The sequence below is a fragment of the Nocardioides sp. NPDC006303 genome, assembly GCF_040613175.1.
Taxonomy (GTDB): domain Bacteria; phylum Actinomycetota; class Actinomycetes; order Propionibacteriales; family Nocardioidaceae; genus Nocardioides.
Window position 1 is genome coordinate 19,301 of record NZ_JBEXRR010000015.1, and the last position, 12,400, is coordinate 31,700.

At 69.7% G+C, this 12,400-nt stretch carries 10 protein-coding genes and 1 riboswitch; of the genes, 8 read left to right on the forward strand and 2 right to left on the reverse strand.

Annotated elements, in window-relative coordinates; genetic code table 11:
- Window positions 1–8: 8 nt before the first annotated feature.
- Window positions 9–2,162 carry a catalase/peroxidase HPI gene (katG, locus tag ABZY89_RS13560; protein WP_355227871.1) on the forward strand — a complete coding sequence of 718 codons (2,154 nt, stop codon included), beginning with the start codon at window positions 9–11 and terminating at the stop codon, window positions 2,160–2,162.
- A 114-nt stretch (window positions 2,163–2,276) separates the two neighbouring features.
- Here katG and ABZY89_RS13565 read toward each other — a convergent pair whose 3' ends face one another.
- Complete coding sequence (locus ABZY89_RS13565) at window positions 2,277–2,648, reverse strand: hypothetical protein (protein WP_355227872.1); 372 nt, start codon at window positions 2,646–2,648, stop codon at window positions 2,277–2,279.
- Here ABZY89_RS13565 and ABZY89_RS13570 point away from each other — a divergent pair.
- The 5 genes from ABZY89_RS13570 to ABZY89_RS13590 all read left to right on the forward strand — a co-directional run bounded on the left by ABZY89_RS13570 (window position 2,623) and on the right by ABZY89_RS13590 (window position 9,749).
- Complete coding sequence (locus ABZY89_RS13570; RefSeq protein WP_355227873.1) at window positions 2,623–4,785, forward strand: transglycosylase domain-containing protein; 2,163 nt, start codon at window positions 2,623–2,625, stop codon at window positions 4,783–4,785. The two genes, ABZY89_RS13565 and ABZY89_RS13570, sit on opposite strands and share 26 nt — an antisense overlap.
- 74 nt (window positions 4,786–4,859) lie before the next feature.
- Window positions 4,860–5,480: a TetR family transcriptional regulator gene (locus tag ABZY89_RS13575; RefSeq protein WP_355227875.1), complete on the forward strand. Its 621-nt coding sequence runs from the start codon at window positions 4,860–4,862 to the stop codon at window positions 5,478–5,480.
- Window positions 5,477–7,090 (forward strand): CocE/NonD family hydrolase, encoded by a 1,614-nt coding sequence (locus ABZY89_RS13580; protein WP_355227877.1) that lies wholly within the window; start codon window positions 5,477–5,479, stop codon window positions 7,088–7,090. Before ABZY89_RS13575 ends, ABZY89_RS13580 begins: the two co-directional genes overlap by 4 nt.
- A gap of 88 nt (window positions 7,091–7,178) precedes the next feature.
- Window positions 7,179–7,292, forward strand: a riboswitch (SAM riboswitch).
- Between the two features lie 44 nt (window positions 7,293–7,336).
- Window positions 7,337–8,656 carry an aminotransferase class V-fold PLP-dependent enzyme gene (locus ABZY89_RS13585; protein WP_355227879.1) on the forward strand — a complete coding sequence of 440 codons (1,320 nt, stop codon included), beginning with the start codon at window positions 7,337–7,339 and terminating at the stop codon, window positions 8,654–8,656.
- A gap of 37 nt (window positions 8,657–8,693) precedes the next feature.
- Entirely contained in the window at window positions 8,694–9,749 is a 1,056-nt protein-coding gene (locus ABZY89_RS13590) for a biotin/lipoate A/B protein ligase family protein (RefSeq protein ID WP_355227881.1), read from the forward strand.
- 5 nt (window positions 9,750–9,754) lie between these two features.
- Here ABZY89_RS13590 and ABZY89_RS13595 read toward each other — a convergent pair whose 3' ends face one another.
- Window positions 9,755–10,579: an alpha/beta hydrolase gene (locus ABZY89_RS13595; RefSeq protein WP_355227883.1), complete on the reverse strand. Its 825-nt coding sequence runs from the start codon at window positions 10,577–10,579 to the stop codon at window positions 9,755–9,757.
- 177 nt (window positions 10,580–10,756) lie between these two features.
- Between ABZY89_RS13595 and ABZY89_RS13600 the strand changes: the two genes are divergently transcribed.
- Together ABZY89_RS13600 and ABZY89_RS13605 are read left to right on the forward strand one after the other, a co-directional pair.
- Entirely contained in the window at window positions 10,757–11,587 is an 831-nt protein-coding gene (locus ABZY89_RS13600) for an alpha/beta hydrolase (protein ID WP_355227884.1), read from the forward strand.
- 9 nt (window positions 11,588–11,596) lie between these two features.
- Window positions 11,597–12,400 (forward strand): MBL fold metallo-hydrolase, encoded by an 804-nt coding sequence (locus ABZY89_RS13605; protein ID WP_355227886.1) that lies wholly within the window; start codon window positions 11,597–11,599, stop codon window positions 12,398–12,400.

Here is a 12,400-nt window from a genome sequence, read left to right on the forward strand (position 1 = left end):
GGAATCTCATGTCTGAAGAGGCCGTGAGCAAGTGCCCGGTGATGAACGCAGGCCGCGTTCACCCCACCGCCGGCAGTGCCAACCAGGAGTGGTGGCCGAACAAGCTCAACCTGAAGATTCTCGCCAAGGACGCCCCTGTGAGCGACCCGATGGGCGAGGACTTCGACTACGCGAAGGCTTTCGAGTCCCTGGACCTGCCTGCCGTCAAGGCGGACATCGCCGCGGTCATGACCGACTCCAAGGACTGGTGGCCGGCTGACTTCGGTAGCTACGCCGGGCTCTTCGTCCGGATGGCGTGGCACGCCGCCGGCACCTACCGCAGCCACGACGGTCGCGGTGGCGCCGGCCGTGGCCAGCAGCGCTTCGCGCCGCTCAACTCCTGGCCGGACAACGTCTCCCTCGACAAGTCCCGCCGTCTGCTGTGGCCGGTCAAGAAGAAGTACGGCAAGAACCTCTCCTGGGCCGATCTGATGGTCCTGGCGGGCAACGTGGCGATGGAGGAGGGCGGCTTCAAGACCTTCGGCTTCTCGGGCGGTCGCGCGGACGTCTGGGAGTCCGACGATGACATCTACTGGGGTCCGGAGAAGGTCTGGCTCGACGACGAGCGCTACACCGGCGACCGCGACCTGCAGGCGCCGCTGGCCGCTGTCCAGATGGGTCTGATCTACGTCAACCCGGAGGGCCCCAACGGCGAGCCCGACCCGATGAAGTCCGCGGTGGACATCAAGGAGACCTTCCGCCGCATGGGGATGAACTCCGAGGAGACCGTCGCCCTCATCGCCGGTGGCCACACCTTCGGCAAGACCCACGGTGCCCACCCCGACGACCTGGTCGGCCCCGACCCGGAGGCCGCGCCGCTGGAGAACCAGGGCATCGGCTGGAAGAACGGCCACGGCACCGGTGTCGGCGCGGACGCACTCACCTCGGGCCTCGAGGTCACCTGGACCTACCACCCGACCCGCTGGGACAACGAGTTCTTCCACATCCTCTACGCCTACGAGTGGGAGCTGTTCGAGTCGCCGGCCGGCGCCAAGCAGTGGCGTCCGAAGAACGGCGCGGGCTCCGACATGGTCCCCGAGGCGCACGGTGAGGGCAAGCGCGAGCCGCGCATGCTCACCTCCGACCTGGCGCTGCGCGTGGACCCGGAGTTCGACGAGATCTCCCGCCGGTTCAGGGACGACCAGGAGGCCTTCTCCGACGCGTACGCCCGTGCCTGGTTCAAGCTGACCCACCGCGACATGGGTCCGAAGAGCCGCTACGTCGGCTCCGAGGTCCCGGCCGAGGACCTGCTCTGGCAGGACCCGCTCCCCGCTGAGGGCGGTGCGACCGACGAGGCCGCGATCTCCGCCGCCAAGGCCGCGATCGCCGCGTCCGGTCTGAGCGTGCAGCAGTTGGTCTCCACCGCGTGGAAGGCGGCGGCCACGCACCGTACGTCCGACCACCGCGGTGGTGCCAACGGCGGTCGCATCCGTCTCGAGCCGCAGGTCTCGTGGAAGGTCAACCAGCCCGAGGAGCTCAAGCCGGTCATCGCGAAGTACGAGGAGATCGCGGCCGCGACCGGTGTCTCCTTCGCCGACGTGCTCGTCCTCGCCGGTGGCGTGGGCATCGAGCTGGCCGCCAAGGCTGCGGGCCAGGACGTCACGGTCCCGTTCTCCGCCGGCCGCGTCGACGCGACCCAGGAGCAGACCGATGCCGAGAACTTCGCCTGGCTCGAGCCGGTCGCCGACGGCTTCCGCAACTACGACTCCGGGTTCCTGAACCTCCCCACCGAGTTCCTGTTCATCGACCGGGCGAGCCTCCTCGGCCTCTCGGCCCCCGAGGCCACGGTCCTGGTCGGCGGCCTGCGCGTGCTCGGCAACAACTGGGACGGCTCCGACCTCGGTGTCTTCACCAAGACCCCGGGCGCGCTGACGAACGACTTCTTCGTCAACCTGCTCGACTACGACCAGCAGTGGACCCCGTCCGCCGACGAGGCGACCTACACCAGCTCCAACGGCTGGACCGGTTCCCGCGTCGACCTGGTCTTCGGTGCCAACTCCGAGCTCCGCGCCCTGGCGGAGGTCTACGGTGCCGACGACGCCAAGGAGAAGTTCGTCAACGACTTCGTCAAGGCGTGGGTCAAGGTCATGGAGAACGACCGCTTCGACCTGAAGCTCAGCTGATCATGGGGACCTGAGGCCGTACGCCGAGGCGTACGGCTTGACGCGGAGGCCGGCCCCGTTCGGGGTCGGCCTCCGTTGTCATACCCACCCGGGTAGGATCAACGGCCGCCGCAGTCAGTTGCCTAGGTCAGGTGGAGCAATGGAACACCGGAGCGTCGAGCCTCCGAAGGGTCCGACCGGTCCGCCGCCGTCGTGGCGGCCGCCTCCGCCGCCCGCTCCACGGATCGCGGCCGAGCCGCCCCGGACCATGCCCAGCAGGCCCGGCGCGCGTCGGGCGGCACCCAAGCCGTCCGCCGCCCGGGACTGGCTCGCCAGGGCCGAGCCGGCCAAGGTCTGGGCGGCCGAGAAGTGGGCGGCGGCCAAGAGGTCGACGGCCAGGAGTTCGACGGCCACGGGGTCTACATCGGGGTCCTCGAAGACCTCGACGAGCTGGCGACGCTGGGGGAAGGTCACCGCGAAGGTGGCGCTGGTCGGGTTCCTGGCCATCGCCCTGATCGGGTCGGTGACGGCGATCGTGGCCTACAACCGGATCAAGGTGCCCGACCCCAACGCCGCGTTCGAGGTCGAGACGTCCTTCGTCTACTACGGCAACGGCAAGACCGAGCTGGGCCGCTACCAGGACGGCGACCAGAACCGGATCAAGCTCGACGCCGACGAGATCCCGGACACCGTCAAGCACGCGGTGGTGGCCGCCGAGGACCGTACGTTCTACGAGAACAGCGGCGTCGACGTGAAGGGCATCGTGCGAGCCGCGTTCTCCAACACCACCGAGGGCACCTCGGGTGGTGCCTCCACGATCACGCAGCAGTACGTCAAGAACTACTACCTCAGCGCCGAGCGCTCCTACTCCCGCAAGCTGAAGGAAGCGGTCATCGCCCTGAAGCTGACCAGGCAGAAGAGCAAGGACCAGATCCTCACCGACTACCTCAACACGATCTACTTCAACCGCGGCGCCTACGGCATCGAGGCGGCCGCGAAGGCCTACTTCGCCAAGTCCACCAAGGACCTCTCGCTCCAGGAGACGGCGGCGCTCGCGGCCATCCTCAACAACCCGGCCGGCTTCGACCCCGCCAGCAGCACCTTCCGTGGCGAGGAGAAGCTGCTCGGCCGCTACCAGTACGTCCTCTCCGGCATGGTCGACCTCGGCTACCTGAAGCAGGCCGACGCCGACAAGGTGAAGGACGCGCTGCCGAAGTTCCCCGCGAAGACGGTGCCGAGCCGGCTCGGCGGCCAGCGCGGCCACGCGCTCACCATGATCAAGGCCGAGCTGCTCGGCCTGAAGGGAGCCGACGGCAAGCCGCTGTTCACCGAGGAGAAGATCGACAGCGGTGGCCTCCGGATCACCGCGACGCTCTCGCCCAAGGTCATGAAGGCGTCGGCGACCGCGGCCAAGACCGTGAAGCCGAAGAACCGGAAGGCGTACGTCAAGGGCGACCCCGAGCAGAAGAACGCCCTGCACGTGGCGACCGCCTCGGTCGACGTCGAGTCCGGAGCTCTGCTCGGTTTCTACGGTGGCCAGGACTATCTCGACAGCCAGCACAACTGGGCCGCGACCGGTGGTCACGCCGGGTCGACGATGAAGGCCTTCGCCACCGCCGCGGCGATCGCGAAGGGCTACTCGCTGAACTCGACGTGGGCGGGTGACTCGCCGTTCACGACCTACACCGGCCGACCCGTCGTCAACGAGGGTGAGCAGGCCGGGATCGCCGACGGGATGGACTACGGCCAATACATCACCATGCTCAAGGCGATGGAGCAGTCGGTGAACACGGCTTACATCGACATGACCGAGTCGATGGGTGGCCCCGAGGCGGGCCGCAAGGCGATCTACGACACCGCGGTCGCCGCGGGGGTCGCCCCGGCGAAGGCGGACCCGAAGTTCCCGGGGATCCCCAGCACCACCACCGACTTCGATCACAAGGCCGACGACCGGATCGCCCTCGGCCGCGCCAACGTCAGCCCGATCAACATGGCCAACGCCTACGCCACGATCGCCAACGGCGGCTACCGCCACGACGTACACGTGGTGAAGAAGGTCCGCGACCGCGCCGGCAACGTCCTCTACAGCTGGAACGGCCGGAAGAACGCCCGGCACGCGATCTCCGAGGACATCGCCGCCGACGTGACGTACGCGATGCAGGGCGTGGTGCAGAGCGGCTCTGGCCAGAAGGCCCAGAGCATCGGCCGGCCGGTGGCCGGCAAGACCGGCACCGGCACCTGCACCAACGCGCAGTACGTCTGCTCGTCGTGGTTCGTCGGGTTCACGCCGCAGATCGCCACCTCGGTCCGCTATTCGCGCGGCAACGGTGAGGGGAAGCTCGACGGCGGCTGGATGCCGTCCTACTTCGGCGCCGACTATCCCACCGAGACCTGGGCGGCCATCATGGCGAAGGCCATGGAGGGCAAGGAGGTCGAGAACTTCCCCGAGCCCGTCTACGTCGACGGCCAGGATCCCGAGACCGGACACGAGGAGGAGCTGATCGCTCCGCCCGCTCCGCCGGAGGAAGAGGACGACGGCGAGGAGTGCGACCCGGTCTCGGAGTTCTTCGGCACCTGCGACGGCGAGGGTGACGGCGAGGACGGCTGGGGAGGCGGCGGCAACCCCTGGGAAGGCCGTCCGTGAGGTGAGCCGAGGCGTACGCCTCTAGCATTTCGCGACACTTGTGCATTAATTAACACGTGTCTAGGATCACGCTCATGGAGTTCGAGCTGGCTGCGGCCACCCCTGCCAAGGATCGCCGCGTCCGGCGTTCGCGGGCAGCGCTGATCCAGGCCGCGATCGCGCTGGTCACCGAACGGGGCACGGCAGCGATTCCGATCTCCGACATCGCGGCGGCGGCAGGCGTGAGTCGCCAGCTGGTGTACCAGCACTTCGGCGATCGCGACGCCCTGCTGCTCGAAGCCGCGCTCGACCTGGCCAGGACAGAGCTGCTGCCACGTTTCGCAGAAGCGTCGGCGGAAGGGCGCGAGCGTGCGCTGGCCATGACGCGGCACTTCGCCGAGCATCGCGTCTTCTACCGGGCGATGCTCAACAGCTCCAGCGCCTACGCGCTGACCAAGGCACTCAGCGGCCTGATCATCCCGGTCAACCGACGTGCCATCGATGCGCAGTTCGCCGAGGAGTACGACCCGCAGCAGCTCGATGACCTGGCGGTCTTCGTCACCGGCGGCGGGGCCACCGTCGTCAACGCCTGGGTGACCGACGCGGACGACCCGCTCGACCCTGAGGGCCTCGCCGACCGACTCATCGGGCTGCTCGGCGTCATCACCGGCGCGTTGCGCCGAACCACAGCTTCCGAGAAGGAGACCGACCGATGAGCCTGGTCAGCCACATCATCCAGCGCCAGATGAAGCTTCCGGAGCCGCTGACGCGGCGGGTCGTCGTCGAACGCGACCTGCGCGTTCCGATGCGGGACGGCGTGGAGCTCCTGGCCGATCGCTGGGTGCCGAAGGGCGGCCCGGAGGGCCTGCCGACCGCGCTCATCCGGTGTCCGTATGGCCGTTCTGGCTTCTTCGGCGCGATCATGGCCCGCCCGCTCGCCGAGCGCGGCTACCAGGTGCTGATCCAGAGCGTCCGCGGCGGCTTCGGTTCCGGTGGCGTCATGGATCCCATGCTCCAGGAGCGCGAGGACGGCCTGGACACGTTGGACTGGGTGATCGAGCAGCCATGGTTCGGCGACTCCATGGTGCTGGTCGGCATCAGCTACCTGGGCTATGTGCAGTGGGCGGTTGCCGACAGCCTGCCGCCGCAGGTCAAGGCCATGATCCCGGTGGTCACCGAGTCGGCGCTGACGAGTGAGTTCATGCGCGCCGACGGTCGTTCGCTGGAGCTGCCGCTCGAGTGGGGCGCGCTGGTCGCCACCCAGGAGCGCCCCTTTGCGATGTTCCGCAGGAACGCCCAGACCAAGAAGACTGCCGCTGCCCTGCGCGTGCTGCCCCTGCAGGAGATGGACCTCGCGGCCACGGGCCGGCGTTCGCAGTACATCCAGGACGTTCTCGCCCATGATGCCGACGATCCGCACTGGGACGGCATCGACCACCGCCATCGGGTCGCCGGCACGCGTGTCCCGGTCAGTTCCATCGGCGGCTGGTACGACGTCTTCCTCCCGGGTCAGCTGCGGGACTTCGCGATTCTTCAAGACGCCGGCAAGCCGGCCCGGCTCACTGTCGGGCCCTGGACCCATGTGGACCTGACGATTCCTGGAGCGGCCGAAGCGGTCGACTTCGGCCTGGCGTACGCGCGCGGCGAGGAGCCGGCCGAGCGGGCGCCGGTGCGGCTGTTCGTGATGGGCGATGACGCCTGGCGCGACTTCGAGACCTGGCCACCGAAGGGCTATGAGCCCCAGCATCTCCACCTCCAGAGTGGTGGCGGCCTGTCGGTCAGCACCCCGGGTGACTCGGATCCCGACCGCTATCGCTACGACCCGGCCGATCCGACCCCGGCGGCCGGGGGCATCAGCATCAGCAGCGGTGGCCGCGTCGACAACGGCGCCGTGGAGGCCCGATCCGACGTGCTGACCTACACCACAACCCTGCTCGACGAGGACGTCGAGGTCGTCGGCGAGGTGAGTGCCGAGATCTGGTTCCGGTCGAGCCTGGGGTACGCCGACGTCTTCGTCCGGCTCTGCGATGTCGATGAAGAGGGCCGCTCCCACAACGTCTGCGACGGACTGACCAGTCTGACGGGCGCCGATGAGCTCACTTGCGCGACCGTGCGGCTCTGGCCCACGGCGTACCTGTTCAAACGCGGTCATCGGATCCGCGTGCAGGTCTCCAGCGGTGCCTTCCCGCGCTACGCCCGTAATCCCGGGACCGGGGAGCCGCTCGCCACCGCCACGACGCTCCTGGCTGCCGACCAGACGGTCCACCACGATCCCGAGCATCCTTCGGCGCTGATCCTGCCGGTTCGCGCCGTTTCGACCACTTAGTCGTCGTCCAATATGTAGGACGAGCGTCCATAGATCGAGACGTACGCCTTGCGGGGCACCCTCCGTCTCCGGCACCATCATCGGCGAAGGTCACGACTGCCAGCGCGAAGCCCCGGCTTGCTGGCGGGCAACCCTCCCACGCGGTGGGGTGCTCCGGGTGACGACCAGGCCCTCGCCGAGGTGGCGCGGGCAAGCGCGTGCTTCGCCGGGGCAGCCCTGGGGAGCCATGACCCGAAGGGTGCCCCCATGTCCCTGCTTCCGCTCGTCGGCTCGAACACGCAGGTCCCGCTGCTGGACGGAACGACCACGACGTACGCCAACCTCGATGTCGCCGCCTCGGCGCCGGCGCTGCAGAGCGTGGCCGACCGGGTGGCCGAGGTCCTGCCCTGGTACGCCTCGGTGCATCGCGGCGCCGGCTACCTGTCCCAGGTCTCGACCGCCCTCTACGAGGAGTCGCGCGCGACGATCGGCGCCTATGTCGGCGCCCGCGAGGACGACGTCACCGTCGTCACCCGCAACACCACCGACTCGGTGAACCTGCTCGCCGGCTGCGTACCGGGCCGGGTGCTCGTCCTCGACATCGAGCACCACGCCAACCTGCTCCCGTGGCGCCGGGTCGAGGCCGGTGTGACCGTGGTCGCCGGCCGGGACACCCTCGCCGGCACCATCGACGCCCTCGCCGGCGAGCTGGCCCGGGACAGCTTCGCCCTGGTCGCGATCACCGGCGCCTCCAACGTCACCGGCGAGGCGCTGCCGGTCGCCGAGATCGTCACCCTGGCCCACGCCCACGGCGCCCGGGTCCTCGTCGACGGCGCCCAGCTGCTCGCCCACCGCCACTTCTCGCTGGCCGCGACCGGCGCCGACTACGTCGTCCTCTCCGGCCACAAGCTCTACGCCCCCTACGGCGCCGGCGCCCTGGTCGGGCGCCGCGACTGGCTCGACGTCGGCACCCCCTACCTCGCCGGAGGAGGGGCCGTCGATGACGTTGAGGCGGGGGAAACCACCTGGCAGCCCGCGCCCGCACGTCACGAGGGCGGCTCGCCCAACGTCATCGGCGCCGCCGCGCTGGCCGCCGCCTGCACGACTCTCGGCGGCCTCGAGCCCGCCGAGCTGGACCGCCACGAGGCGTCACTGAGGGGGCGTCTCGTGGCCGGCCTGTCCGCACTGGACGGTGTGGATGTCCTGCGGCTCTGGCCCGACTCGGAGGAGCCGGTCGGGGTCGTCACGTTCACGGTCGACGGGATCGAGCCCGGCCGGGTCGCGGCCTACCTCTCCGCCGAGCACGGCCTGGGCGTACGCGACGGCCGCTTCTGTGCCCAGCCGCTCCTCAAGCGCCTCGGGCTCACCGGTGGTGCGGTCCGCGCGAGCATCGGGATCGGCACCTCGGTCGCAGACGTGGACCGGCTGGTGGCCGGCGTACGCGCTCTTCTGGCTGGTGACGTCCGGGGCGACTACGTCCTGATCGACGGGGCCTGGACGCTCGCCGAGGACCCGCGCCCGCTCGTCGGACCCGTCGGTCTGACCCGCCTGGCCGACACCGCCGGCTCGTGCGGAGCGGCCGTCTAGCCGGGATGATTCGGGGCGCTCACGGTGTTGAGAAATCGTGAGCGAAAGAGTGCATGGCGAGCGGAAGGTACGCGGCGGCAAGCTGGTCGTCGTCGACGCGACAGTCTCCGCTGACACGATCATCGACGTCGTCCTCTCGGGCGACTTCTTCCTGGAACCCGACGAGGCGCTGGGCTGGCTGACCGAGGCACTGGAGGGGCAGTCGGTCGACGTCTCCCTCGACCAGCTGACCGCGGTGCTCGACACCGCCGCCCGTGACGCCGAGCTGGTCGGCTTCGGCACCCGCGACGTCGCCCTGACGGTGCTGCGGGCCCTGGGCCGGGCCACGACCTGGGACGACCTCGACCTCGAGATCGTCGAGACCGGGCCGCTGTCGCCGCGGATGCAGATGGCGCTCGACGAGGTCATCGTCCGCCAGGTCGCCGAGGGTCGCCGCGCCCCCAACCTGAGGTTCTGGGACTGGGCGAGCAGCGCGGTCGTGATCGGCAGCTACCAGTCGATCTCCAACGAGGTCGATGAGGCAGCCGCCGAGCGTCACGGCATCGAGGTCGTACGCCGCATCTCCGGTGGCGGCGCCATGTTCATCGAGCCGGGCAACACGATCACCTACAGCCTCGCCGTCCCCGACACGCTCGTGGCCGGCATGTCCTTCCAGGAGTCGTACGCCTTCCTCGACGAGTGGGTGCTGCGCGGCCTGCGGAGCGTCGGCATCGAGGCCGCCTACGCCGGTCTGAACGACATCGCCTCGCCGGTCGGCAAGATCGCCGGCGCCGCGCAGAAGCGGATCCCCGGCGGCGTCCTGCACCACGTCACGATGGCCTACGACATCGACGCCGACAAGATGCTCGAGGTGCTCCGGATCGGCCGGGAGAAGATGTCCGACAAGGGCACCCGGAGTGCCGCCAAGCGCGTCGACCCGATCCGTTCCCAGACCGGGCTGAGCCGCGAGAAGGTCATCGACGCCCTCCTGGCGGAGTTCGAGCAGAGCTTCGGGGCGGCGTACGTCGGCCTCGACCAGGCCACGATCGACGAGGCCGCGGCGCTGGTCGAGAGCAAGCACGGGACCCCGGCCTGGCGGGCGAGGGTGCCGTAGACCGGTCAGCGGTCGATGAAGGCCAGCAGGTCGGCGTGCAGCCGGTCGCGATCGGTGTCCGGGAGGGCATGGCTGGAACCCTCGTAGACCTTCAGCTCCGCGCCGTCGATCAGCTCGGCCGAGCGGCGGCCACCGACGTCGATCGGCACGATCTGGTCGTCGTCGCCGTGCACGACCAGCGTCGGCACGTCGATCTTGGCCAGGTCCGGTCGGAAGTCCGTGGCGGAGAAGGCCGCGATGCACTCGTAGGCGCCACGGTGCCCGGAGGCCATGCCCTGGAGCCAGAAGGCGTCGCGGAAGCCCTGCGGAACGTCGCCGTTCCGGTTGTTCCCGAAGAACGGCCCGTCGGCCAGGTCGCGGTAGAGCTGGGCCCGGTTGGCCAGCTCCCCGGCACGGATCTCGTCGAAGACCTCGAGGGGTAGCCCGTCCGGGTTGTCCTCGGTCCGCAGCATGAGTGGCGGCACCGCCGAGACCAGGGCGAGCCCGGCGACGCGGCCGGTGCCGTGCCGCCCGACGTACCGGACGATCTCACCGCCTCCGGTCGAGTGCCCGACGAGGGTGAGGTCGTGCAGGTCGAGCGCGTCGATCAGGCCGGCGAGGTCGTCGGCGTAGGTGTCCATCTCGTTGCCCGACCAGGTCTGGCTGGAGCGGCCGTGTCCCCGGCGGTCGTGGGCGATGGCTCGGTGGCCGTGCTCCGCGAGGAAGAGGGCGGTGGCCTCCCAGGCGTCGGCGTTGAGCGGCCAGCCGTGGCTGAGCAGCACGGGGCTTCCGGTGTCGCCCCAGTCCTTGTAGAAGATCTGGGCGCCGTCGTCGGCGGTGATGTAAGGCATCGGCTTCCTCCCACGGTCGGTTGGGTCCTGTCCCTACGAGCCTCGCGCGTCCACCCGCTTCCGCGGACCACGTGGACCGCGTAGTCCCGGGACTACGTGGTCCACGTGGTCCGGAGGCATCGCGACCCGATGGACGATCGGAGCGTCCCAGCCCCAGCACCCGAGAGGGAACCTGACATGAGCATCCCGGACACCATCGTCCTGATCCACGGCTTCTGGGTCACACCCCGGTCGTGGGAGAACTGGAAGGCCCGGTACGAGGCCAACGGCTTCACCGTGCACACCCCCGCCTACCCGGGCTTCGAGGTCGAGGTCGAGGCCCTCCGCGAAGACCCGACCCCGATCGCGGATCTCACCCTGGAGGCGATCGTCTCCCACCTGGAGGCCTTCCTCGACACGCTCGACACCGCACCGATCATCATGGGCCACTCGGCCGGCGGTTCGTTCACGCAGGTCGTGATGGACCACGGCTACGGAGCCGCGGGCGTCGTCCTCAACTCCGCTCCGACCGAGGGCGTCCGGGCCACGCCGTGGAGCCAGCTGCGCTCGGTCTTCCCGGTGCTCAAGAACCCCGCGAACCATCACCGCGCCGTCGGGTTCGACGCCGAGCAGTGGAGGTACGCCTTCACGAACACCTACACCGAGGAGGAGTCGTTGGCGTTCTACGAGCGCTACCACATCCCGGCTTCGGGTCGCGTCCTGTTCGACTCCGTGCTGGCGAACTTCCAGCCCGGTCACCAGGGCGCCTGGGTCGACTTCAAGAACGCCGACCGCGCGCCGCTGCTGTTCCTGTCCGGGTCCGAGGACCACATCATGCCGCCGTCGGTGCAGGCCTCGAACGTCAAGCACTACAAGGGCGAAGGCACGGTCACCGAGCACGAGACGTACGAGAGCCGGCCGCACCTGATGGTCGCTGGCGCGGGATGGGAGGAGATCGCCGACCACGCGCTCGAGTGGGCGCTCTCCCACGCCGTACAGCGGGGGGCCGCCGAGCCCACCGCGTCCTGAAGGCACGCGATGGACCTCACCCTCACCCATGTGGGCGGGCCGACGACCCTCCTCGAGGTGGCCGGGTGGCGGATCCTGACCGACCCGACCTTCGACGCCCCCGGCCGGACGTACCGGTTCGGCTGGGGGACGTCCTCGCGGAAGACCGCAGGTCCTGCGGTCCCCGCCGCCGAGATCGGCCCCATCGACGCCGTCCTGCTCACCCACGACCATCACGCCGACAACCTCGACGATGCCGGCCGGGCGCTGCTTCCGGACGTCGGGGTGGTGGCCACCACCGCCTCGGGCGCGACCAGACTCACCAGGTCGGGCCTGGGCCGGTCGGTCCGGGGTCTGCGGCCGTGGCAGACCACGGTGCTGCAGGCGCCGGGTCGTCCGACGGTCACGGTGACCGCGACTCCCGCGCGTCATGGCTTCCGCGGCAGCAGACCGATCGTCGGTGATGTCATCGGCTTCTCCCTGACCTGGGAGGGGCAACAGCGCGGCGCCGTCTGGGTCTCAGGGGACACGGTGCTCTACGGCGGTCTCGGCGAGGTCGCGACCCGGGTCGACGTCGGGACCGCGATCATGCACCTCGGACGTGTCGGGTTCCCGGTGACCGGGCCGCTCGCGTACACGATGGGCGGTCGGGAAGCGGTCGAGCTGTGCGGGCTGCTCGACCCGGTAACGGTGGTGCCGGTGCACTACGAGGGCTGGTCGCACTTTCGTCAGGGGCGGGACCGGATCATCGCCGACCTGGCCGATGCTCCGCCTGGGATCGCAGACCGCTTCCGCTGGCCGGCACCGGGCGTGCCGCTCCGTCTGCCGGTGTAG